Annotated in this window: 16 protein-coding genes and 1 pseudogene; 8 read left to right on the forward strand and 9 right to left on the reverse strand. The window is 75.7% G+C overall.

Translation table 11 applies throughout. The features are described from left to right. Nucleotides 1–49: 49 nt before the first annotated feature. From CO540_RS27755 to CO540_RS27765, 3 genes are all read right to left on the reverse strand, one after another. Nucleotides 50–823, reverse strand: coding sequence for an adenosylcobinamide-GDP ribazoletransferase (locus CO540_RS27755; RefSeq protein ID WP_099164217.1), 774 nt, complete (start codon nucleotides 821–823; stop codon nucleotides 50–52). Next, nucleotides 813–2,825 (reverse strand): bifunctional adenosylcobinamide kinase/adenosylcobinamide-phosphate guanylyltransferase, encoded by a 2,013-nt coding sequence (locus CO540_RS27760; protein WP_099164218.1) that lies wholly within the window; start codon nucleotides 2,823–2,825, stop codon nucleotides 813–815. Before CO540_RS27760 ends, CO540_RS27755 begins: the two co-directional genes overlap by 11 nt. A gap of 136 nt (nucleotides 2,826–2,961) precedes the next feature. Next, nucleotides 2,962–4,734: a serine/threonine-protein kinase gene (locus tag CO540_RS27765; RefSeq protein WP_099164985.1), complete on the reverse strand. Its 1,773-nt coding sequence runs from the start codon at nucleotides 4,732–4,734 to the stop codon at nucleotides 2,962–2,964. Between the two features lie 124 nt (nucleotides 4,735–4,858). On the opposite strand from CO540_RS27765, the gene CO540_RS27770 reads away from it, so the two are divergent. Both CO540_RS27770 and CO540_RS27775 read left to right on the forward strand, forming a co-directional pair. Then, nucleotides 4,859–5,059: a hypothetical protein gene (locus CO540_RS27770; protein WP_091573186.1), complete on the forward strand. Its 201-nt coding sequence runs from the start codon at nucleotides 4,859–4,861 to the stop codon at nucleotides 5,057–5,059. Next, a complete protein-coding gene (locus CO540_RS27775; protein WP_099164219.1) occupies nucleotides 5,056–5,853 on the forward strand; it encodes a site-2 protease family protein in 798 nt (265 codons plus the stop codon). The genes CO540_RS27770 and CO540_RS27775 overlap by 4 nt, the downstream gene beginning before the upstream one ends. Nucleotides 5,854–5,898: 45 nt before the next feature. Here CO540_RS27775 and CO540_RS27780 read toward each other — a convergent pair whose 3' ends face one another. Together CO540_RS27780 and CO540_RS27785 are read right to left on the reverse strand one after the other, a co-directional pair. Beyond that, a complete protein-coding gene (locus CO540_RS27780) occupies nucleotides 5,899–6,897 on the reverse strand; it encodes an aldo/keto reductase family protein (protein WP_099164220.1) in 999 nt (332 codons plus the stop codon). 44 nt (nucleotides 6,898–6,941) lie between these two features. After that, entirely contained in the window at nucleotides 6,942–7,595 is a 654-nt protein-coding gene (locus CO540_RS27785) for a TetR/AcrR family transcriptional regulator (protein WP_099164221.1), read from the reverse strand. Nucleotides 7,596–7,677: 82 nt separating this feature from the next. On the opposite strand from CO540_RS27785, the gene CO540_RS27790 reads away from it, so the two are divergent. Beyond that, complete coding sequence (locus tag CO540_RS27790) at nucleotides 7,678–8,157, forward strand: quercetin 2,3-dioxygenase (RefSeq protein WP_099164222.1); 480 nt, start codon at nucleotides 7,678–7,680, stop codon at nucleotides 8,155–8,157. 7 nt (nucleotides 8,158–8,164) lie between these two features. Here the strand turns inward: CO540_RS27790 and CO540_RS27795 are convergent, their stop codons facing one another. Next, the gene (locus CO540_RS27795) at nucleotides 8,165–9,982 is read right to left on the reverse strand and encodes a WG repeat-containing protein (protein WP_253866786.1); all 1,818 of its coding nucleotides are present in this window, start codon (nucleotides 9,980–9,982) and stop codon (nucleotides 8,165–8,167) included. Between the two features lie 4,493 nt (nucleotides 9,983–14,475). On the opposite strand from CO540_RS27795, the gene CO540_RS27800 reads away from it, so the two are divergent. The 3 genes from CO540_RS27800 to CO540_RS27810 all read left to right on the forward strand — a co-directional run bounded on the left by CO540_RS27800 (nucleotide 14,476) and on the right by CO540_RS27810 (nucleotide 17,196). Further along, entirely contained in the window at nucleotides 14,476–15,327 is an 852-nt protein-coding gene (locus CO540_RS27800) for an ABC-2 family transporter protein (RefSeq protein WP_099164223.1), read from the forward strand. A gap of 73 nt (nucleotides 15,328–15,400) precedes the next feature. Next, nucleotides 15,401–16,213, forward strand: a complete 813-nt coding sequence (locus tag CO540_RS27805; RefSeq protein ID WP_253866238.1) for an ABC transporter permease — start codon at nucleotides 15,401–15,403, stop codon at nucleotides 16,211–16,213. Beyond that, nucleotides 16,210–17,196, forward strand: a complete 987-nt coding sequence (locus CO540_RS27810; protein ID WP_099164224.1) for an ATP-binding cassette domain-containing protein — start codon at nucleotides 16,210–16,212, stop codon at nucleotides 17,194–17,196. Before CO540_RS27805 ends, CO540_RS27810 begins: the two co-directional genes overlap by 4 nt. A 33-nt stretch (nucleotides 17,197–17,229) precedes the next feature. Here CO540_RS27810 and CO540_RS27815 read toward each other — a convergent pair whose 3' ends face one another. The 3 genes and pseudogenes from CO540_RS27815 to nadA form a co-directional block, all read right to left on the reverse strand. Next, a complete protein-coding gene (locus CO540_RS27815; RefSeq protein ID WP_099164225.1) occupies nucleotides 17,230–17,835 on the reverse strand; it encodes a DUF3043 domain-containing protein in 606 nt (201 codons plus the stop codon). Nucleotides 17,836–17,905: 70 nt separating this feature from the next. Further along, nucleotides 17,906–19,260 (reverse strand): annotated as a pseudogene (murA, locus tag CO540_RS27820) (UDP-N-acetylglucosamine 1-carboxyvinyltransferase). A 213-nt stretch (nucleotides 19,261–19,473) separates the two neighbouring features. Continuing rightward, nucleotides 19,474–20,649: a quinolinate synthase NadA gene (nadA, locus tag CO540_RS27825; RefSeq protein WP_091577160.1), complete on the reverse strand. Its 1,176-nt coding sequence runs from the start codon at nucleotides 20,647–20,649 to the stop codon at nucleotides 19,474–19,476. 43 nt (nucleotides 20,650–20,692) lie between these two features. On the opposite strand from nadA, the gene CO540_RS27830 reads away from it, so the two are divergent. Next, complete coding sequence (locus CO540_RS27830) at nucleotides 20,693–21,853, forward strand: glycerate kinase (RefSeq protein ID WP_099164226.1); 1,161 nt, start codon at nucleotides 20,693–20,695, stop codon at nucleotides 21,851–21,853. 137 nt (nucleotides 21,854–21,990) lie between these two features. Next, nucleotides 21,991–22,362, forward strand: a complete 372-nt coding sequence (gene erpA, locus CO540_RS27835; protein WP_091573194.1) for an iron-sulfur cluster insertion protein ErpA — start codon at nucleotides 21,991–21,993, stop codon at nucleotides 22,360–22,362. The last annotated feature ends 50 nt before the right edge of the window (nucleotides 22,363–22,412 follow it).

The raw sequence follows: 22,412 nt of genomic DNA on the forward strand, positions 1-22,412 counted from the left end.
ACCGCGCCGGTGCACCAACCCGAACGCTACCCGTCCGACCGGGTGGCGATCAGCCGGTCAGGACCAGTCCCAGGTAGGACAGCGTGGTGACGATCTCCACGAGGGCGCCGAGGACGTCGCCGGTGATCCCGCCGAAGCGGCGTACCAGGTGTCGCAGGAGCCCGGCCGCGACGGCGAGCGCGCCGAGCACGGCGAGCGGCCCCTGCCACGGGCGGCCCGGCACGGCGGGCGCGGCCAGCAGCGCCACGGCGAGCGCGCCGACGGTCGGCGCCACCCACCCCACGGTGCCGGCCACCAGCGCGCCCAGGCCCTCCGGTCGGGCCGCCGGCACCCCGCGGCGACAGGCCAGCGTCACCCCCAGCCGTCCGGCCGCGGTGGCCGCGACCACCGCGGCGAGCGCCGCGACCGCGTCCCGCCCGACCAGCTCCGCGAGCACCGCGGTCTGGAGCAGGAGGACGAGCACCAGCGCGACCACCCCGAACGGGCCGACGTCCGGCTGTTTCATGATCTTCAGAGCGGCCGCGCCACGGCGGTAGGAGCCGAGCGCGTCCACGGTGTCGGCCAGCCCGTCCAGGTGCAGGCCCCGGGTGAGCAGCGCGCCCAGCCCGACGGTGAGCCCGGCGGCGACCAGCGGCGGGGTGACGGCGCCGGCGAGCAGCAGCACCCCGCCGAGCAGCGCGCCGAGCAGCGCGCCGACCGCCGGGGCCAGGGCCATCGCGGTGCCGGCGGTGGCCCGGTCGACCGGGCCGGCGCGCAGCGGCGCGGTGGTGAACGTGGTCAGCGCCAGCCGGACGCCGTCGGCGAGCCGGGCCTCAGTCGGCACGTCGGCCGGGGAAGACCGGTTCGTCCGCGCCGGTCGTGGTCGGTCCCGGTCCGGCCGGCTCCGGTTCGGCGAAGTCCGGTTCGTCCGCGCCGGTCGTGGTCGGTCCCGGTCCGGCCGGCTCGGGCTCCGCGAAGCTCTCGTCCTCCGCGCCGCCGCCGAGTGACGGGTGCACCGGCAGGGTGGCGGCCAGCGTCAACGCCGAGCGCAGCAACGGCAGGGCGGCCAGCGCGGTCGCCCCCTCGCCCAGGTCGAGGCGCAGGTCCAGCAGCGGCGTCAGGCCGAGGACGTCGGCGGCGAGCCGCACCCCGGGACGGCCGCCGTGGTCGGGCAGCAGGCACCAGTGCCGGGCCTGCCCGGCCAGGTCGCGGCTGACCATCCCGGCGGCGGTGCCGACGGGGCCGTCCAGCAGCACCGGGACCCGTCGGGCGGTGGCGCCGAGCAGCACGCCGGTGGCCATCGCGATGTCGCCGCCGCCCAGCTCGGACAGGATGTCGTGCGCCTCGCGGGGCGAGCGCCGGGTGCGGTGCAGCGCGTCCCGGACGGCCGCGCAGCGGACCATCCAGGCCGCGTCGTCGATCTCGCCCTGCTCGTTCACCACCCGGCCGAGCACGGCCGGCGGTTCCGCGCCGGCCGTGGCCGCCAGCACCGCGGCGGCCGCCGCCTCGGCGCCGGCCCCGCACGCCGCCAGCACCAGCAGTTGTACGCCGGCGTCGGCGGCCTGCTCGGCCAGGCGCCAGCCGTAGCGCAGCGCCGCCTCCACCTGGTCGGCGGGGAGCGCCGGACCGTCCTCGAACGGCGCCGAGGTGGGTGCCTCGACGACCTGGAGGCTGGCGCCGTTCTCGGCGGCCAGCCGGGCCAGCGCGCCCCGCCCGGCGCGGGCCTGCCGGGCGCGGCGGGCCGACTCGCCGGGCGCCGCCCCGGCCGATGCGCCGCCGTCGTGGTCGCCGTGCAGCAGCAGCACCCGGACGGCGTCCCACGGGCGCGGGGTGGCGGTGCCCTGGGTGGCGGCGGCGAAGCCGACCACCTGCTCCAGCACGCCGAGCCCGGCGCCGGGGACGTCGAGCGTGGCGAGCCGGTCGACCGCCTGCGGGCCGGTGTAGTCGTCCGGCATCGGCAGTTCCATGCCGGGCTGGATGACCAGCCCGGTGGCGATCATCGGCAATGCCATGGTGGGGGCCGCCCAGTCGCCCGCGCCGGACGTCCCGCCCTGCCCCGGGGTGGGCACCGGCGCGGCGGTCGGGGTGAGCACCTCGGGCAGCGCCACGTCCGGCACGGCCCGACCGCCCGGGTCCGGCGTGGAGGCGGTGGACGGCGCCCAGGGCCGGTCGGCCGGGCGGGACTCGGCCGTTCCCGGGCCGGTCGCCGGTTCCGCCGGCGTGGCTCCGCGGCTTCCCGGTGCCGCCGGCCGCGCCGCCGGGGTGGACCCGGGCGTCGCCGGGGCGGCGGCGGCCGGGGTGGGCGGCTTGAGCCAGGCGGTCTGGCCGGCCACCACGAGCGCGACCGCGTCGCAGGCGTCGGCGACCGCCCGGTTGGTCGCGCCCAGCGCGTCGGTGAACGCCCGGCCCAGCGGCGTGGTGGGCACCAGCGACAGGCCGACCTCCGGGCTGACCAGCACCAGCCGCGCCTGGCTCGCGCGGACCGCGGCGGCCAGCTCGGCGACGGTGGCGGTGTCGTCGGCCGGCTGGTGGGCCGGGTCGAGCAGCACGGTGACCCAGCCGCCGAGGTCGTCCACGAGCACGGTGTCGTTCGGGCCGGCGGCGGTGATCAGCTCGGCCAGCCGGCCCGGATCCGCCGCGGTCTCCTCGGTGGTCCAGCTCCCCGGCCGGCGGGCGCGGTGCGCCGCGAGGCGGCCCGCCCACTCGGTGTCCTCCGGCTCCCCGGCGGGGGCGGTGGCCACGTATCGGACCGTGGGCGCGTCGGCGACCAGTGACTCGGCGAACTCGGACTTGCCGGAGCGGATACCGCCGAGCACGAGGAGGGTGTGCCACCCGTCAACGGACATGCCCGTACCTTAGTTCTCCCGCCCGCACCCCGCCCCTCCCCGCCCCCTCCCCGCGTCGATCTTGCGGTTGCGGCCCTCGGGATGCCGGAAATGGTGGTTCTGTCGGGGCGGCAACCGCACGATCGCGGGCGCGGGGTCAGTCGCAGTGTTCGAAGGGGCTCGCGTAGGTGGCTCCGGGGGTGGAGCCGCCCCACTTCACGCAGACGCCGGCGGCGGTGGCCCGGACCGGGCCGGCGTAGTACTGGTAGCCGCCGCTCTGGGTCTGCCGGGCCCTGCCCTGGACCTCCAGGTACGTGGTCACCGTGGTGACCCGGCCGACGTCGGCGTCCTTGAGCGTCACCACGCAGTTGGTGCCGGACGCGGCGCGGTAGAGCAGGTAGACCCGTCCCTGCCGGATCCCGCCGGCGGTCAACGTGGCCGAGTCGATCACCTGGTAGCCGCTGCCGCACACCTGCGTCGCGGTGTACGGGTTCGCCTTCGGCGCCGCCGGCGGGCCGCTCGTCGGGGCGGGGGCGCCGGTGCTCGGCGCCGGTTCGCTCGGTGGCGCGGCGGTGCGGCTCGGCGTGGCCGACGGGGACCGGCCGGGCCGCCCCGCACGGCTCGGGCTCGGCGTCACCGGGGCGGCGTCGGCCGTCGTCGGCGCCACCGGATCGGCGACCGCCGACTCCCCGGCCACCGCGGTCGGGCCGGGCCCCGGACCCGGCTCGTCGGGGGAGCGCACCGCCGTCACGGCCACCGCGACCAGCACCGCGACCAGGACCACACCGGCCACGCCGGCCAGCGCCACCGCCCGCCGCCCGCGTCGCGCCGGCTCCTCCCGCGTCGCCGGCCCCTGGTCCGACCCCGCCGACGAGGGGCCACCCGGGCCGGACCTCGGGTACGGGTCGCCCGCTCGGGGCGACGGGAACGCGCCGCCCGTACCCCGGCCCGGGAGGCCGGTCGGCGCGGACGCCGGGTTCGGGGGGCCGGTCGGCGCGGACGCCGGGCTCGGGAGATCGGCCGGCGCGGACGCCGGGCCCGGTTCGGCGGGGCCGCTCACCGCCCACGGCGGGCGCGGCGGGACCGGCACGACGGCCAGCGTGGCGTCCCGGGCGTCCCGCGCGCCCTCGGCCAGGGCCAGCCCGGTCGGGAAGCGGTCGCGTGGGCTCTTCGCCAGCGCGCGTCGGACCACCTCGACCACCGCCGGGGGCGTGGTCGGCGGCAGCGGCGGCGGCTCGTCCTGCACGTGCCGCATCGCCACCTGCAGCGGGTTGTCGCCGTCGAAGGGCGGGCGGCCGGCCAGGCAGAAGTACGCCACCGCGCCGAGCGCGTACACGTCGGTGACCGGCGAGACGGGCTGGCCGGCGGCCTGCTCCGGGGACATGTACGAGGCGGTGCCGAGCACCATGTGGGCGGCGGTGATGCCGGCCATGGTGCTGGCCCGGGCGATGCCGAAGTCGACGAGCACCACCGTGCCGTCCCGCTTCACCAGCAGGTTGCCCGGCTTCACGTCGCGGTGCACGATGCCGGCGAGGTGGGCGGCGTGCAGCGCCTGCGCGGCCTGCCCCACCACCGACATGGTGGACGCCGGGTCGAGCCGGCCGGCCTGCCGCACCCAGCTCGACAGCGGCTGGCCGTCGACGTACTCCATCACCAGGTAGCTGACCTGGCTGCCGTCGGCGAGCACGGCCGAGCCGAAGTCGTGCACCTGCACGATGCCGGGGTGGCGCAGCGCGGCCAGCATCCGGGCCTCGGCGTGGAACCGGGTGGTGAACTCCGGGTCCGCGACCAGCGACGGCAGCAGCACCTTCACCGCGACGGCCCGGTCCAGGAGCGTGTCGGTGCACCTCCACACGGCGCCCATGCCGCCGGTGGCGACGCGTTCGTCCAGCCGGTACCGCTCGCTGAGCACCACTCCCGAAGTCAGCACCGCGACACCGTACCGGCCGGCGACCGGCATGATCCATGTGGCGGCGGGCCGTCGCGCGGCGGGCCGACTAGGCTTGCGGGGGTTTGGCGTCCCACGGGGCGACGGCGGCGAGGGGAGACGCGGCATGGCGTGGAGCTGGCGGTACGAGGGCACGAACGGCGAAGCGGTCGACGGGCCGGCTGAGTCGTTCCCGAATCAGGCGGACGCCGAGTCCTGGATCGGCCAGACCTGGCGGGAGCTCGCGACGTCCGGCGTCACCACCGTCTCACTGGTCGAGGACGACCGGGTGGAATACCGGATGAGCCTGCAGCCCCCGGCCGAATGACCGGCTACGACCGCCCGGGCGACCCGCTGGTGCTCGGGGTCCCCCGGGCGGCGTTCCGGCCCAGCCCGATCTTCCTGGCGCTGGTCGCGCTCTTCGTGGCCGCCGGGGTGATGACCTGGAACCGGTACGGCAACGTCCGGTTCGACGTGTTCCTCTTCGTGGTGTCGGGCTGGCTGGTGTCGCTCTGCCTGCACGAGTACGCCCACGCCGTGATCGCCTACCGGGCCGGCGACCGGGACATCGCGCACCGCGGCTACCTGACGCTCAACCCGCTGAAGTACACCAGCCCGCTGCTGTCGATCGTGCTGCCGGTGGTCGTGGTGCTGCTCGGCGGCATCGGCCTGCCCGGCGGGGCGGTCTGGGTGGACCGGCACGCCATTCCCGGCCGGCTGCGGCACTCCCTGGTCAGCCTGGCCGGGCCGGCCACCAACGTGCTGTTCACGCTGGTGCTGGTGGCGGCGCTGACCTGGGGGCCCGACCTGGGCGGGCCGCTGGAGTTCTGGGCCGGCGTCGGGCTGCTCGCGTTCCTCCAGCTCACCGCCAGCGTGCTCAACCTGCTGCCGGTGCCGGGCCTGGACGGCGGCAACATGCTCCAGCCCTGGCTCAGCCCCGCCTACCGGCGGATGTACGACCTGTTCGCCCCGTACGGATTCATCCTGCTCTTCGCGCTGCTGTGGAGCCCGCAGATCAACCGGGTGTTCTTCGGCGGGGTCTTCGCCGTCGGCGAGGCGCTCGGCCTGCCCCGGGAGCTGTACCAGCTCGGGTTCTACCTGATCCGCTTCTGGCAGGGCTGACGCGCCGTCCCGGGCCGACGGTGACCGCCGGCCCGGGACCGGGCGTCACGGACGCTGGGCCGGGCTCTCGGTCTGCGCCGGGTCCCGCTCGGTGACCGGCTCGACGATCTCGTCGATCGCCTTGAGCAGCTCGGCGTCGAGCTTCACGCCGGCCGCCTTGACGTTGTCGTGCACCTGCTCGGGCCGGGACGCGCCGATGATGGCGGAGGCGACGTTCGGGTTCTGCAACACCCAGGCGATGGCGAGCTGCGGCATGGTCAGCCCGGCCTGCTCGGCCAGGGGCTTGAGCTTCTGCACCCGGGTGAGCACGTCGTCGGTGAGCCACTTGGCGATGAAGTCGGCGCCGGACTTCTCGTCGGTGGCGCGCGAGCCGGCCGGCGGCGGCTGACCCGGCAGGTACTTGCCGGAGAGCACGCCCTGGGCCATCGGCGACCAGACGATCTGGCCGATGCCCAGCTCCTCGCTGGCCGGGACGACCTCGGTCTCGATGACCCGCCACAGCATCGAGTACTGCGGCTGGTTGGAGATCAGCGGGATGCGCAGCTCACGGGCGAGCGCGTGGGCCTCGCGCAGCTGCGACGCCTTCCACTCCGAGACGCCGATGTAGTGCGCCTTGCCGGAGCGCACGACGTCGGCGAAGGCCTCCATCGTCTCCTCCAGCGGGGTGCTGTAGTCGTAGCGGTGGGCCTGGTAGAGGTCGACGTGGTCGGTCTGCAGGCGGCGCAGCGAGCCGTCGATCGACTCCATGATGTGCTTGCGGGACAGGCCCCGGTCGTTGCGGCCCGGGCCGGTCGGCCAGTACACCTTGGTGAAGATCTCCAGGCCCTCGCGACGCTCGCCCTTGAGCGCGCGGCCGAGCACCGACTCGGCGCGGGTGCCGGCGTAGACGTCGGCGGTGTCGAACGTGGTGATGCCGCTGTCGAGGGCGGCCCGCACGCACGCGACGGCGGCCTCCTCCTCGACCTGCGAGCCGTGGGTGATCCAGTTGCCGTACGAGATCTCGCTGACCATCAGGCCGGAGCGGCCCAGGTGTCGGAATTCCATGCTTCCGACCCTAGTCCGGCCCGCCGGCCGGTGCCGCGCGGCGTTCACGCCGGCAGCAGCGCGTCCCGCATCCGGGCGCCGAGCCACCGGCGGAAGCTCTCCTCGGTCCACCCGCACCGGTGCACCAGCGCCGCGTAGTGCGCCGGGTCGTTGTAGAACCACAGGCCGTCCACGGCACGCTCGGTGTCGGTGTCCGGCCGCAGCGGTCCGTCCAGGGTGAGCAGCCGGTCGACCACCATCCGGGCGCCCGCCCGGCGGTTGCGCAGCAGGGTCTCCCACAGCTCGGCCGCCTCCGGCGCCTCGTCCGCGGCCCGGCGCACGGTCTCGAACGCGCCGGCCGCGCGGTGGCCGATGAGCGTGCAGACCCCGGCGTACGCGTCGAGCACCCCGCCCTGGTCGGGCGCCTCCCAAACCGGTTGGAACCACTGACGCCGGGCCACCGGCACCGGCTCGTCGTCCCCGGCGAGCGCCTCGTCGAGCACCTGCCGCAGCAGCGCGGCCTTGGACCCGAACGCGGCGAACACGGTGGGCCGGGCGACGCCGGCCTCGGCCGCCACGTCGGCCAGCGACGTCGCCGCGTATCCGCGTGCGACGAACAGCTCGGTCGCGGCCCGCACCACCGCCTGCCGGGTGCGGCGGGCGTTCTCCTCGCGCACCGGGGAGCGGTAGGGGCGCTTTCCGTCCTTGACTCCAGCCATGACGTCGCGATACTAACCGTATATTCACCAGACTGCTGGCTATCGAATATCCGCCTGTCCATCGGAAAGCCGGGAGGCCCCCATGTCCATCCGCCCCTACCTGCTCGGCCCCGACGACGGCGAGGCCCACTGGTTCCTCGGCAGCCTGTGCACCGTGAAGGCAGGTGGCCGGCACACCCGGGACCGGCTCACCGTCGCCGAGTTCGTCAACCCGCCCGGCTTCGCCCCGCCGCTGCACCGCCACCAGGTCGAGGACGAGATGTTCTACGTGCTCTCCGGCACCGCCCGGTTCCACTGCGACGGGCAGAGCCTCACCGCCGGCCCCGGGGACTTCGTCCTGCTGCCGGTGGGGATCGCGCACAGCTTCGTGGTCGGCCCCGACGAGCCGCTGCGCGCGCTCCAGATCACCACACCCGCCGGGTTCGAGCGGTTCGCCGCCGAGGCCGGCGTACCCGCGCCGGAACGCCGGCTGCCCGACCCCGGCCCGGTCGACCCGGCCGCGCTCGGGCACGCCGCCGCCCGCAACGGCATCGAGCTGCTGGGGTCCCCGCCGACGGCGTGAGACCGGGTCAGAGCACCGGGCTGGCGTCGGTGAGCAGCCGGTCGATCTCGGCGGCGACCTCCGCGCGGGCCCGGTGCACCGGATCGATCAGCGGCTCACCGCGCCGGTCCAACGCGCCCCACCGCCCCGACTCGGTGGTGACCAGGAACGCCACCGGGTGCACCACCAGCGTCGGGTACGCGGGCGCCACCACCACCCGGCCGCCCCGGTCCACCACGCCCCGGCGGCCGGCCAGCTCGACCACGGCCAGACCGTCGGAGGTGAAGCCGTCCAGGTGCCGGCCGTCGGCCAGCGACGTGCCCAGACCGTGGTAGCGGGTCGGCACCACCACCGCCCCGGTCCGGTCCACCGCACCCCAGCCGCCGTTCTGCCGGACCGCCGCCAGCCCGTTGCGGAACGGCCGGGCCTCCTCGTACCCGGGTGGGATCTTCACGATGTTCATCTGGTCGACGGCCATCCACCGGCCCTTGCCGTCCATGGACACCCAGGACAGTCCCTCGGAGAACGGGCCCACCGCCCGGTAGCCGTTGTTCGCCTCGATCAGCGCCGCGCCGGTGCCGTCGATGAGCGCCCAGCGGGACGCCTCCGGCCGACGCACCCAGGCCAGCCCCTCGTGGAACGGCTGGGCCTCCGCGTACCGGTAGGCGACGACCAGCTCGCCGTCGGCGTCCGCGTACCCCCAGAGCTGCTGCTCCTCGTCGAACGTCGGCACCGGGTAGCGCGGCGTGCCCAGGATCTCCTCCCGGCTGCGCGGCGCCGGACCGAAGCCGCCGTCCGCGGCCCGCTCGGCCACCGCGTCCAGCGCGACCACGGTACGCGCGTTGAGCGGCCCGTCCTCGCCCTGCCGCAGGTCCAGCGCCCGCTCGAAGTGCAGGCACGCCTCGGTCAGCCGGCCCTGGTCGAAGCAGGAACGCCCGGCGTGCTCGTGCAGCAACGCGCGCAGCCGGTCGGGCAGCTCCGGCGAGTTGGCCTCGGCGAAGAGCCGGTCGGCCTCCGCGTGCTCCGCACGCCAGCGCAGCACCTCGGCGAGGCGGGCGCGGGCCAGCGCGGTCCGCCGCAACTCACCGGTGGCCTCCGCGTACGTGAGGGCGAGCCGCGCGTCGGCGACCGCGTCGTCCAGGTCCCCGAGGACCCGGGACGCCACCGACCGGAGGCTGAGCAGCCGGGCCCGGCTGCGGTTGTCCAACGCGGTGTCGAGCTTGCCGGTGAGACCGTCCCGGATCCGCCGCAACTCGTCCGGGTCGGGGGCCTCCTCGCGCAGCGTCCCCGGGTGCAGCCGCCACCCCACGGCGGCCAGTGCCTGCTCCGGGTCGACCGGCGGCTCCGGCTCGGGAGCGGACGCCCCGGCCTCCGGTCCCGCCTCCCGGGCACCCGAATCCGCCGCCCCGCCCGAGCCGGCGTCGACGGTCGGTCCCTCACCCGCCGCCGCGTCGCCCCGCACCGGCTCCGCCGGGACCCCGTCCGGCTCACCGCCGGGCGCGCCGCTCACCGCGTCGTCCTCGGTACGCGCCGAGGCCCCGGCGGTGCCGACCTCGGCCGTGGTCGCGCCCCGGTCCGCGCCGGCGTCGGTCCCGTCGGTCGAGGTGTCGCTCCGCCCCGCGCCGGCGTCGGTCCCGTCGGTCGAGGTGTCGCTCTGCTTCGCGGTGGTGCCGGGCGCTGTTGCCGGGGTGTCCTGGCCTGCGGTGGTGCTGGCCGGTGTCGTCGGGGTGTCGTGTTTCGTGGTGGTGTTGGTCGGCGCTGTCGGGGCGTTCTGGTTCGTGGTGGTGCCGATGGGTGCTGTGGGGGCGTCGGTGCTCTCGGAACGGGTGGCACCGGCCGAGGCCAACGAGGCGGGCGTCGGCGCCGGGCCCGCTGGCGACGGCGAGGGTGCCGACGCCGGAGCGGGTGGTGCGGAGGTGACGCGCGGCCCATCGCCGAGGACCGGTTCGGTCGTCGTCCCGTCATACCCGGTGGGGCTCGGCGTGCCGGGCCCGGATGTCGGCGGCCGTGGCTCCACGCCGGGCCGGGACGCGTCGGTCCGCAGGGCCTCGACCGTGGTCGCGGAGTCCGGTACGGCGGCTGCCACCCCGGCGGCGTTCGGTTTCGGAGGTTGCGGGACGCCCGCCTCGCTGACGGGCGAGTCCGTGACGCTCGGTTCCGGGCCGGTGTCCTCGGCGCTCGCCCGCTCCGCAAGGGCCCCGTCCGTTGCGGCCCGTTCCGTCGCGGTGTCCGCCGTCGCGGCGAGCAACTCGGCGGCCTGCTCGGTCGCGGCCTGCCCCGGGTGGGCCGGTGCGATGGCCCGGTCCACCCCGTTCGCGGTACCGCCGGACGTCGCCGATCCGGTGCGCCCGGCCGTGTCGACGGACGCCACGAGATCACGGGCGTCGACGCCGGATTCGCCCGCTCCACCGGTGGCGGCCCCCGACTCGACCGCTCCACGGAGGCCGACCAGCCGCCCCTCCGCCCCCGCCTCCTCACCCGCGCGAGATCTTGGAAGGAAAGGGCCCTCATGGGGGCCGGAATCTTCCAAGATCTCCGGTGTTGCCTCCGCGGCGGGGGCCGGGCCGGCTGCTCCGGCCCGGCCGGTGGAGGTGGACGGGGCAGCCGGCTCCGCGAGGTCGACCGGCTCCACGGAAGTGACGGGCTGCGCGAGAGCGGGCGGCGGTACGGAGTCGGCCGGCTTCGTCGCTTCGGCCAGGTTCACGGAGCCGGCGGGCCCGGCCGGGTGACCGAGGTCGGCCGGGTTCGGGGAGTCGGTGGGCTTGGCGAGGTTGTCCGGGTGCCCGGGGTCGGCCGGGTTCGGGGAGCCGGCGGGCGTCATGAGGTCGGCCGGGTGCCCGGGGTCGGCCGGGTGCATGGGGCGGCCCGACTGCGCGGGGGTGGCCGGCCTCGTCGCGGCGGTCACCGGCTGGTCGGCCTCCCGGATGACGCCGGTGACGGTGACCCCGCTGTAGCGGTCGCCGGAGTGCGGGAGGCCCGCCGGCTCCGCGGCATGGTGGGTGTCGGCCTCGACCAGTCGGTCGGCTCCGGGACGGTCGGCGCTGTCCGCGGGGCCCGACTCGGCCGGGGTTGACCCGGCGACCGTCGCGTCCTGGTCCGCAGGTCGCGTACCCGCGTCCCGGTCCCCGGTGGCCGTCGGTCGGTTCGGTCGGAACCAGGCTTCCGCGCCCGCGCCCGCAGCCTGCGGTGCGGGACCTGCCCCCGCCGGGGAATGCCCGCTGCCGGCCCGTTCCGGCCGTTCCTCGACCGCTCGGCCGTCCTGCGCTCGGCCCGGCCGCTCCTCGACCCGGTCGGCGTTCGTGCCGGTCGGAGGTTGACCGTTGTCCATCGGCGGGGTCGGCGGGGTCGGCCGTGTTTCCGGGCCGGGCGGAAGGTCGGCGGCGGCGCGCGGCTCGGACGCCGTCGCGGAGCCGGGACGGTCGGTCGTGCCGACCTGGGGGCCGGTGGCCGGTCCCCGCTCCGGTCCCGAGGCGGTGTCGGTCCCGGCCTTGGTGATCGTGCTGTGGGTCGTATCGGATCCGGCCTCGGTGACCGGGCCTCGGGTCGTCCCGGTCCCGGTCCCGGCCCCGGCGACTGTGCGGTGGGTGGCGTCGGTCCCGGCCCCGGTGACCGTGCTGTGGGTCGTGTCGGTGCGCGCCCCGGTGACCGGGCCCTCCTCGGGCCGCTGATCCGTACCCGGCTGCGGCCCGCCAGGCGCTCGGGGGGCGGGTGGGGTCGCTGTCTCCGGGCGGCGGTCGGCGGGTGGTGTCGGGACGGTCTGACGCGGGTGAGCCTCGGTGGGTCCGGTCGGTGCGGACAGGGGCGCGCCGCTTCCGACGGCCGGGGTCGACGAGGGGCCTGGGTAGACGGGCGGTGCCGGGCGGGCCGGCGGGGCCTGGGTCGGGCCCGGCCGGGCGGTCGGGCGCGGGTCCGGGCGATCCGCGTGCCGGGTCGGCGCTGCCGGTGGGACAGGCTCGCCGGACCCGTTCGTCAGCGGTGCGGACCTGCCGGCGTCCGTCGGCGCGGCCGGCTCGCCGGGGCGGGGGATCGACGGCGCGGCCGGCTCCCCGGGGCGGGGGATCGACGGCACGGGTCCGGTTCCGGGCGTGTCACGGACGGGCGCGGCCGGCGTCGGGCCGGCGGCCACCCGCCGGTCGGGCTCAGCGGCGGCTGGACGGCGGGTCTCGTCGTAGCGTCCCGGTCCCTCCGACCGGTGCGGGTCCTCCGGACGCGCCGGCGGTACGGGACGTGCCGGCACGTTCTCGGCGCCGGGCACGGTCGGTCCCTCGCCGGGGCGGACCGGTGCTGCCGTCGGCGTGATCCCGTCCGGTCGTACCGCGGCGGGCCGGGGTCGGGCGTCGTCGGGGCGGGTGCGAGCGGCGGGCTCGACCGGAGCCGCACCCCGGGCGTCGGGGACACGGGTCGACGGATGCCCGTCCGGCCGTGCCGTCCACTGCTCGGACCGGGGCCGGTACTCGGCGCTCGCGGCGACGTCGGACCGTCTGCCGTCCTGCTCCGGCTGCGGTCGGCCGGACCCGGGCCGGCCCGAGGCGGCCGGCGGCCGAGAATCCCGCGCCTCCGGGCGGGTGCCGGGCTGACCGGCGCGGACGTCCACGGCCGGGGACCGAGGGTCGCGCGGCTCCGGGCGGGTGCCGGGCTGACCGGGGCGGGCGTCCACGGCGGGGGACCGAGGGTCGCGCGGCTCCGCGCGGGTGCCGGCCGGGTCGGGGCGGCCTTCCACGGCGGGCGGTCGCGCATCGCGTGGTTCCGGACGCGGGGTGGCCTGACCGGGACGGGCGTCCACGGCGGGCGGCCGGACGTCCCGCGGTTCGGGGCGGCCGGCGCCGGGCTGGTCGGGGCGGCGACCGTCGGGGCGTGCGCCGTCGACGGGCTGGACCGGGTATCCGGGCGGCGTCGGGCGGGCCACCGGCGGGCGGTGCCGCTCGTCGGGCCGGTAGGCGGCGGGCTCGACCCGTGGACGCGGCTCGACGACCGGCCACTCGCCCTGGTGGGAACGGGCCCGGTCGGCGGGCGGGCGCTGCCCGTCCCACCGCTGGTCGGCGGCGGGGCGGGGAGGGCCGTACCGGTCGGGCTCGGTGCGGGGGCGCCCGCTCTCGGGCGCCTGGCGGTGGGTCTCGGGGTACGCGGCGGCATCGCGGCGCGGCGCGCCGCCGTCCCACCGGCTTCCCGCCGGCTCACGCCGCTCGGCCGGGGGACGGGCCCCGGGGTCACGCCAACCGTCGCGGCCGTCCCGCTCCGGCGACGCCATCGGATGGTCCCGCCGGTCGACCGGCCGACCGGGACCGGCCTCACGTCGACCGTCGAGGGACGCCTCCCGGTGGCCGTGGGGGAGGGCGTCCCGACGCGGGTCGAACGCCGGACCGCGGCGACCGTCCGGGGTGGCCTCGTGGTCGTCCCCGGGGACACGTCGGCCGTCCACCGGGCGGCGGCGCTCGGACCAGCCCGGGCCGGCGTGCGGGACCTCGTTCGGTTCCGGCACCCAACCCGGCTCGGATCCGGGCGGGGCCGGTCGGTGCGACGCCGCGGCGGGACGTACCCACCGCTGGTCGGCGCGCTCCGGGCCGGGCCGGTGCCGCTCCTCGGGCCAGGGCCGCCGGTCGTCCGGGCCCGGTCCGTCCGGACGACCGTTCCGGTCGCGCGGCCCCGCGCCGCCGGGGTGCGACCCGCGCGAACCGTCCGCGGCGGCCGGACTCACCGGGTACGACGCACGACGCCCGTCCGGGCCGGCCGGAGTGGACGGACGGGCCTCGCGCGGTCCGGCGGGGCTGAGCGGGTAGGTACCGCGCGGTCCGGCGGGGCTGACCGGGTAGGTACCGCGCGGCCCGGCGGGGCTGACCGGGTAGGTGCCGCGCGGTCCGGCGGGGCTGGTCGGACGGGCCTCGCGCGGTCCGGCGGGGCTGACCGGGTACGAGCCACGCGGGCTCGCGGGGCTCACCGGGTACGCGTCGTCGGGGCGGGGACCGGCGGGGCTGACCGGGTGCTCGACACCCGGAGCGGGGCTGACCGGGCGTACCTCGGCGCGTCCGACCACGGCGCGACGGCGGGGCGGAGGCGTCAGGTTCTCGAGGCCGATGTCGCCGGGGTAGCGCTGTCCGGGGAACTGCGGCTCCCACTCGTGGGTGGGCTCGGCGGCCCAGGCCGGTTCGGCCGGCTCGCGCCAGCTGCCCCAGCCACTCATCGGCAGCCCCTCCCGCCGCTCGCGCGGCGCGGCCCCGGGGCCGGCTCGCGTCGCTCGCTCACGGCGGTGTCACCTCGTTGGAAATTGTCGCGCTGGGCACCGGACGTGCCGGTAGAGTCGCCCGGTCCAGCACGTCGTGGCTGCGGAAGGAGGGTAACGGCGTGGGCTCGGTCACCGCCACTGTGGGACCACCCACGGACGCACACGTTACCCCATGGTTTCGGACATTCGGCGCGATAGTGGCGGCCGGCTTCCGCCGGTACGCGACCTACCGCCAGGCCGCGGTGGCGGGCGTCGTCACCAACACCGTGTTCGGCTTCCTGCGCTGCTACATCTTCCTCGCCGCGACCGGCGCGGCCGGCGCCGTGGCCGGTTACGACCGGACGCAGCTCGCCACGTTCGTCTGGGCCGGGCAGGGCCTGCTGGCGGTGATCGCCATCTGGGGCTGGACCGAACTGGCCGACCGGATCCGCACCGGCGAGGTGGCCGCCGACCTGCTGCGGCCGGTGCACCCGGTGACCAGCTACCTCGCGGTCGACCTCGGCCGGGCCGGGTTCGCCGCGCTGGCCCGGCTGGTACCGCCGCTGGTGGTCGGCCCGCTCTTCTTCGCCGTCTACCTGCCCCGGCACTGGGCCACCGTGCCGTTGTTCCTGCTCTCCACGCTGCTTGCCGTGGTGGTCTGCTTCGGCTGCCGCTACCTGGTCAACGCCACCGCCTACTGGCTCCAGGACGTCCGCGGTCCGATGATCCTCTGGACGCTCGGCTCGGGCGTGCTGGCCGGGCTCTACTTCCCGCTGGGCTTCCTCCCCGGCTGGCTGGAGGCCACCCTGCGGTACGCCACTCCGTTCCCCAGCATCCTGCAGGTTCCGCTGGACGTGCTGGTCGAGCGCGAGCCGATGTCGACCGGTCTCGGCCTGGTCGGGCTGCAACTGGTCTGGGCGGTGCTGCTGCTGGCGCTCTGCCGGCTGGTCCAGCGCCGTGCCGAGCGCCGCCTGGTGGTACAGGGTGGCTGAGCGCGACAGCGCGCCCAGGGTGGCTGAGCGCGACAGCGCGCCCAGGGTGGCTGAGCGCGACAGCGCGCCCAGGGTGGCTGAGCGCGAGAGCGCGCTGCGGGCGTACCGGGCGCTGCTCGGGGCGCAGGCCCGCTCGCAGGCCGCCTACCGCACCTCGTTCGTGGTGGACCTGGTCGGCAACCTGGGCGCGACCGTGTTCGACGTGGTCACCGTCCTGGTGATCTTCGGGGTGACCCGTGAGCTGGGCGGGTTCACGCTGCGCGAGACGCTCGTCGTGGTCGGGCTGTCGTCGTGCGCCTTCGCCGCCGCCGACCTGCTGGTCGGCAACATCGAACGGCTGCCCCGGTACGTCCGCACCGGCCTGTTCGACGCCGTGCTGGTCCGCCCGCTCGCGGCGCTGCCCCAGCTGCTGCTGATGGACCTGCCGCTGCGCAAGGTGTCCCGGGCCGTGTTCGGGCTGGCCGTGCTGCTGTACGCGCTCGCCTCGGCGGGGATCGACTGGACCCCGGGCCGGGTGGCGCTGGCCGTGGTCGCCCCGCCGGCCGCTGTGGTGTTCTTCGCGTCGGTCTTCGTCACCACCGCCACGGTGTCGTTCTACTGGGTCGACTCGGGGGAGATGGCCAACTCGGTGACCTACGGGGGGCGCGACTTCACCTCGTACCCGATCACCGTCTACGGCGGCTGGTTCCGCGCGCTGTTCGCGTACGGGATGGGGTTCGCCTTCGTCAGTTACCACCCGGCGCTGGCGCTGCTCGGCCGCGCCGACCCGCTCGGCCTGCCGCCCTGGGTGGGGTGGGCCTCGCCGGGCGTCGCGCTGGTCGCGGCGGCGGTCGCCGCCCTGGCCTGGCGGGTCGGGATCCGTCACTACCGGAGTACGGGGTCATGAACGTCATCGAGACGGACGGGCTGCGCAAGGAGTTCACGGTCCGGGTCAGGGCCGGGGCGCTGCGCCGCGAGAAGCGGACGGTGACCGCTGTCGACGGGGTCGACCTGCGGGTGGAGCGCGGCGAGATGCTCGGCTACATCGGGCCCAACGGCGCCGGGAAGTCGACCACGCTGAAGATGCTGACCGGGGTGCTGACGCCGTCGGCGGGCCACGCCCGGGTCTGCGGGCTGCGGCCGGTGGCCGACCGGACCCGGTTGGCGTTGCGTATCGGGGTGGTGTTCGGGCAGCGTTCGCAGCTCTGGTGGGACCTGCCGCTGCGGGACTCGTTCGACCTGCTGCGGCACGTCTACCGGGTGCCGGCCGCCGCGCACGCCGCCCGGCTGGCCCGGTGCCGGGACCTGCTCGACCTGGACGCGTTCCTGGACACCCCGGTCCGGCAGCTCTCCCTCGGTCAACGGATGCGCGGCGAGCTGACCGCGGCGCTGCTGCACGGCCCGGAGGTGCTCTTCCTGGACGAGCCCACCATCGGGCTGGACGTGGTCAGCAAGCAGGCGGTCCGTGGCTTCCTGGCCGAGCTGGGCCGGGCCGGTGACACCACGCTGGTACTCACCACGCACGACCTGGCCGACATCGAACGGCTCTGCCGTCGGCTGGTGGTGATCGACCACGGGCGGGTGGTGCACGACGGCTCGATCGCCGAGCTGCACCGCCGGTACGGGTCGCGCCGGATGGTGGTCGCCGAACTGGACGCCGCGCTGCCGGAGCCGCCGGTGCTGCCCGGCGCGCCGGTGCAGCGGGTGGAGGCGGACGGCCGGCGGCTGGTCTTCGCGCTGGAGGCGGCGAGCGTGGCGGAGGTGGTGGCGGGGCTCGCCGGCCTGGCCACGTTGCGGGACATCTCGATCGTCGAGCCGGACATCGAGGAGGTCGTCGCCCGGCTCTACCGCAGTGAAAGGAAGGGCCCCCTCTTAACGCCTGGCGTATAGGAAGGGGCCCCGCTTAACACGTGTGCGCGCCGGTCAGACCTTGTCGCCGATGTTGACCCGGGGGGCGGGGGCGCGCATCTTGCGGAACGTGATCGACCGCATGATCGCGTAGAAGTAGAGCGACCCCAGCTTCTCGGTGCTCTTCGGGAAGCGCTCGCGGACCAGCTTCTTGATCTTCCGGGCGATCAGCACGGAGTCGATCAGCACGCCGAGGGCCAGCGCGCCCCAGAGCAGGTTCGACACCAGTCGCACCTGCGGCGGCATGGCCTGGTTGGAGCCGACCAGGACGATCAGCGCGCCGCCGAAGAACCAGGTGCCGACCGTACGCCGGGAGTCGACCACGTTGCGGGCCAGCAGCCGCTCCGGGCCCCGGTCGCGTGGCCCGCCCTCGCGGCGGAACTCGGCCGCGGCCTCGGCGCGTGCCGCGCGGCGCTGCTCCCGGGCCTCCTCCTTGGTCAGCGCGCGGGCCGGGGCGGCCGGACGGCGACCGGCGGCGGGGCGCTTCGGGGTGGTCTGCCCGAGTTCCTTCTTGCTGGGCGTGTAGCCCCGGGGACGGGCGGAGGACTCCTCGTCGGTCGTCACCGGGGTGACGGACTCCTCGACGAGGTCGGCTGACTTGCGACGAAACAACGACGGCACGCCGGCAAGGGTAGCCAAACGCGTCGGCCCGGTGCACACGCGGTGCACCGGGCCGACGGAGAGAGTGTGATCAGGGGCGCTCGACGTGCGCGCCGAGGTCGGCCAGCTTGGCCTCGAAGTCCTCGTAGCCGCGGTTGATCAGGTCGACGCCGTACACCCGCGAGGTGCCCTCGGCGGCCAGCGCCGCGATGAGGTGGCTGAACCCGGCCCGCAGGTCCGGGATGACCAGGTCGGCCGCGTGCAGCTTGCTCGGGCCGGCGATCACCGCGGAGTGCTTGAAGTTGCGCCGGCCGAAGCGGCACGGGGTGCCGCCGAGGCAGTCCCGGTAGACCTGGATGTTGGCGCCCATCGTGTTCAGCGCCTCGGTGTAGCCGAGCCGCTGCTCGTAGACCGTCTCGTGGACGATCGACAGGCCCCGGGCCTGGGTGAGCGCGACCACCAGCGGCTGCTGCCAGTCGGTCATGAAGCCGGGGTGCACGTCGGTCTCCAGCGCGACCGCGTTCAGCTCGCCGCCCGGGTGCCAGAACCGGATGCCACCCTCCTGGCCCGGGTCGCCGAGCTTCGGCGGTCGGGCGTCGGTGACCTCGTACTCGCCGCCGACCGACCGGAAGATGTTCAGGAAGGTCATCATGTCGGCCTGCTGCGCGCCGAGCACCTCGACGTGGCCCCGGGTCGCCAGCGCCGCCGCCGCCCAGCTGGCCGCCTCGATCCGGTCCGGGATCGGCCGGTGGGTGTAGCCGTGCAGCTTCTTGACGCCCTGGATCTCGATCACCCGGTCGGTGTGGACCTTGATGATCGCGCCCATCTTCTGCAGGATGCAGATCAGGTCGATGATCTCGGGCTCGACCGCCGCATTGCGCAGCTCGGTGACGCCCTCGGCCATCACGGCGGTGAGCAGCACCTGCTCGGTGGCCCCACGCTCGGGTACGGCAGGGCGAACTTGGTGCCGTGCAGCCCGTTCGGTGCGGACAGGTGCAGCCCTTCGGGGGTCTTCTCGACCGTGGCGCCGAACTCGCGCAGCGCCTGGAGGTGGAAGTCGATCGGGCGGGGGCCGATGTGGCAGCCGCCCAGGTCGGGGATGAAGGCGTGGCCGAGCCGGTGCAGCAGCGGGCCGCAGAACAGGATCGGGATCCGGCTGGACCCGGCGTGCACGTTGATCTGGTCGGTGCTGGCGCTCTCGACGTTGGACGGGTCGAAGACCAGCTCGCCGTCCTCGGTGCCGTCGGTCACCTTCACCCCGTGCAGGCCGAGCAGCCCGCGGACCACCTCGACGTCGCGGATCCGCGGCACGTCGAACAGTCGGCTGGGTGTGTCGCCGAGCAGAGCGGCGACCATCGCCTTGGACACGAGGTTCTTCGCGCCGCGCACGCGGATCCGCCCTTCGAGCGGAGTGCCTCCGTGTACGACCAGGACGTCGTCGGTCAACGCAACCTCCAGCGCGTTGGGTGCTGCCGTGTAGGTGAGGGGTCTGCGAAGTACATCGCTACCCGAATCGCGGTCATCGAAAAACGGCCCGCGTGTGTCGTCGCCCCGGCAGCATAGCCCTCCGTGACGAGAATGGAATCGGTCACATCGCCAGCGAGGGCACGAACCGGGGTGTCCGGTGCGTTTCCGTGCCAGCGGGGTGACCGACGGTGATCAGACCCCCGGCAGGGCGAGCATCTGGTCCAGCGCCGTCCGGGCGTGTCGGGCGGTGTCGGGGTCGACGGTGATCTGGTTGACCACGCGACCCGCGACCAGCTCCTCCAGCGCCCAGACCAGGTGCGGAAGGTCGATCCGGTTCATCGTCGAGCAGTAGCAGACCGCCCGGTCGAGGAACATGATCTGCTTGTCCGGGTGGGCCAGCGCGAGCCGGCGGACCAGGTTCAGCTCCGTGCCCACCGCCCACGCCGAGCCGGCCGGGGCCGCCTCGATCGTGGAGATGATGAACTCGGTCGAGCCCACCAGGTCGGCGGCGGTGACGACCTCGTGCCGGCACTCCGGGTGCACCAGCACGTTCACGCCGGGCACCCGGGCCCGCACGTCGTTCACGCTGTCGAGCGTGAAGCGGCCGTGCACCGAGCAGTGCCCGCGCCACAGGATCATCTTCGCGTCGCGCACCTGCTCCGGGGTCAGCCCGCCGCCCGGCTTGTGCGGGTCGTAGAGCACGCAGTCGTCCAGCGAGAAGCCCATCTCCAGCACCGCCGTGTTGCGGCCCAGGTGCTGGTCGGGCAGGAACAGCACCTTGCGGCCCTGCTCGAACGCCCAGTCCAGGGCGCGCTTGGCGTTGGACGAGGTGCACACCACGCCGCCGTTGCGGCCGACGAAACCCTTGATGTCGGCCGAGGAGTTCATGTAGGTCACCGGGACCGTGTCGGCGGCGACACCCAGGTCGGTCAGCGTGTCCCAGGCGGCCTCGACCTGCGTCAGCACCGCCATGTCCGCCATCGAGCAGCCGGCGGCCAGGTCGGGCAGGATCACCTTCTGCGCGTCCGAGGTGAGGATGTCGGCGCTCTCGGCCATGAAGTGCACACCGCAGAAGACGATGTACTCCGCGTCGGGCCGGGCCGCGGCCTCCCGGGCCAGCTTGAACGAGTCGCCGGTCACGTCGGCGAACTGGATCACCTCGTCGCGCTGGTAGTGGTGGCCCAGCACGAACACCTTCGTGCCGAGCGCGGCCTTCGCCGCCGCCGCGCGGGCCACCAGGTCGGGGTCGCTCGGCGCGGGGAGGTCACCCGGACACTCCACGCCACGCTCGGTGGCGGGGTCGCTGCCGCGGCCGAGGAGCAGCAGCGCAGTGGCGGTGTTGGAGGGCTCAACCCAGGTCGAAGTCACGACCCCATGGTCCCACAGCCCGGCCGCCGCGCAGCCGCCACCGATGTGGCCTGCCACACTGCTCGGCATGCGCGTGCTGCTCTGCCCGGACAAGTTCGCCGGCACGCTGTCGGCCCCCGACGTCGCCGCCGCGGTGGCCGAGGGCTGGCGGAGCGTCGCCCCCGACGACGAACTGCTGCTGCGACCCCTCGCCGACGGCGGCCCCGGGTTCGTCGCCGTGCTCGCCGAGGCGCTCGGGGGACGCCGGCTGCCGGTGCCGACGGTCGACCCGCTGGGCCGCCCGGCCGCCGGTGAGATCCTGCTCACCGACGACGGTGTGGCCTACCTGGAGAGCGCGCAGGCGTGCGGCCTGCACCTGCTGTCGCCCGCCGAGCGCGACCCGAAGGCCACCACCTCGTACGGGCTGGGCCTGCTCGTCGCCGCCGCGGTCGAGGCGGGCGCGCGGACCGTCGTGGTCGGGCTGGGCGGGTCGGCCACCAACGACGGGGGCGCCGGCATGCTCGTCCCGCTCGGCGTGACAGCGCTCGACGGGGCCGGCCGGGCCCTCCCGTACGGCGGCGCGGCGCTCGCGGCCGTGGCCGGGCTCGACGGCGCTCCCCGACTGCGCGGCGCGGCGCTGGTCGCCGCCACCGACGTGGACAACCCGCTGCTCGGGCTGCACGGCGCGAGCAGCGTCTTCGGGCCGCAGAAGGGCGCCACCCGGGCGGACGTGCTGCTGCTCGACGCCGCGCTGGAGCGCTGGGCCGACGTGCTGGTCGAGCGGCTGCCCGACTGCCCGTCCGGGCTCGGCGCGCTGCCCGGCGGCGGCGCGGCCGGCGGACTCGGCGCGGCGGTGCTGGCCCTGGGCGGCCGGTGTGAGTCGGGCATCGGGCTGGTCACCCGGGCGGTCGACCTGGACACCGCGCTGGACACCGTCGACCTGGTGGTCACCGGCGAGGGCTCGTTCGACCACCAGTCGCTGCGCGGCAAGGTGGTCGCCGGCGTGGCCGGGGCGGCCCGCGACCGCGGCGTGCCCTGCGTGGTGCTGGCGGGACGGGTGAGCACCGGCCGGCGGGAGGCCGCCGCGGCCGGCGTGACCGAGGCGCACAGCCTGGTCGAGCACTTCGGCGGCGAGGAGCGCGGGGGAGTGGCCGCGGCGATGGAGCGCCCGGCCGAGGGGCTGCGGGCGCTCGGGGCCCGCCTGGCCGGCCAGTGGAGCCGCTGAGCGCGTTCCGCTGGTCACGCCGCCGGGTGGTCACGCCGGCAGCGGCGTACGATCGGAGACGGACCACCGGGAATACTGGCGGACGTGCGGCGTTGGCCAGTACGTCCGGACCTCATACCGCGCAGGGAGACTTCCACGTGACCACGCCAGCGCAGACCGAGTCGACCGAGGCCACGCAGGCCCCCAGCACCGTCGTCCTCACCGACGTCGCGGCGCAGAAGGTCAAGGCCCTGATCGAGCAGGAGGGCCGCGACGACCTGCGGCTCCGGGTCGCCGTGCAGCCGGGTGGCTGCTCCGGCCTGCGGTACCAGCTCTTCTTCGACGAGCGGTCGCTCGACGGTGACGTCGTCACCGACTTCGGCGGTGTCGAGGTCGTCGTCGACCGGATGAGCGCCCCCTACCTGGCCGGCGCCACCATCGACTTCGCCGACCGGATCGACGCCCAGGGCTTCACCATCGACAACCCGAACGCCGGCAACTCCTGCGCCTGCGGCGACTCCTTCAGCTGAGTCGGCGGGCCCCGCTCGACCGGAAACGGCGGGACCACCCCGGACGGGGT

Source organism: Micromonospora sp. WMMA2032, from assembly GCF_002688545.1.
Classification (GTDB): Bacteria; Actinomycetota; Actinomycetes; order Mycobacteriales; family Micromonosporaceae; genus Micromonospora; species Micromonospora sediminicola.

Coding starts and splice junctions, on each gene's coding strand:
- CO540_RS27790 (WP_099164222.1), top strand. CDS start 7,678: ATGTCCATCCGCCCCTACCTGCTCGGCCCCGACGACGGCGAGGCCCAC.
- CO540_RS27785 (WP_099164221.1), bottom strand. CDS start 7,595: ATGGCTGGAGTCAAGGACGGAAAGCGCCCCTACCGCTCCCCGGTGCGC.
- CO540_RS27770 (WP_091573186.1), top strand. CDS start 4,859: ATGGCGTGGAGCTGGCGGTACGAGGGCACGAACGGCGAAGCGGTCGAC.
- CO540_RS27780 (WP_099164220.1), bottom strand. CDS start 6,897: ATGGAATTCCGACACCTGGGCCGCTCCGGCCTGATGGTCAGCGAGATC.
- CO540_RS27830 (WP_099164226.1), top strand. CDS start 20,693: ATGTGGCCTGCCACACTGCTCGGCATGCGCGTGCTGCTCTGCCCGGAC.
- CO540_RS27775 (WP_099164219.1), top strand. CDS start 5,056: ATGACCGGCTACGACCGCCCGGGCGACCCGCTGGTGCTCGGGGTCCCC.
- CO540_RS27760 (WP_099164218.1), bottom strand. CDS start 2,825: ATGTCCGTTGACGGGTGGCACACCCTCCTCGTGCTCGGCGGTATCCGC.
- CO540_RS27810 (WP_099164224.1), top strand. CDS start 16,210: ATGAACGTCATCGAGACGGACGGGCTGCGCAAGGAGTTCACGGTCCGG.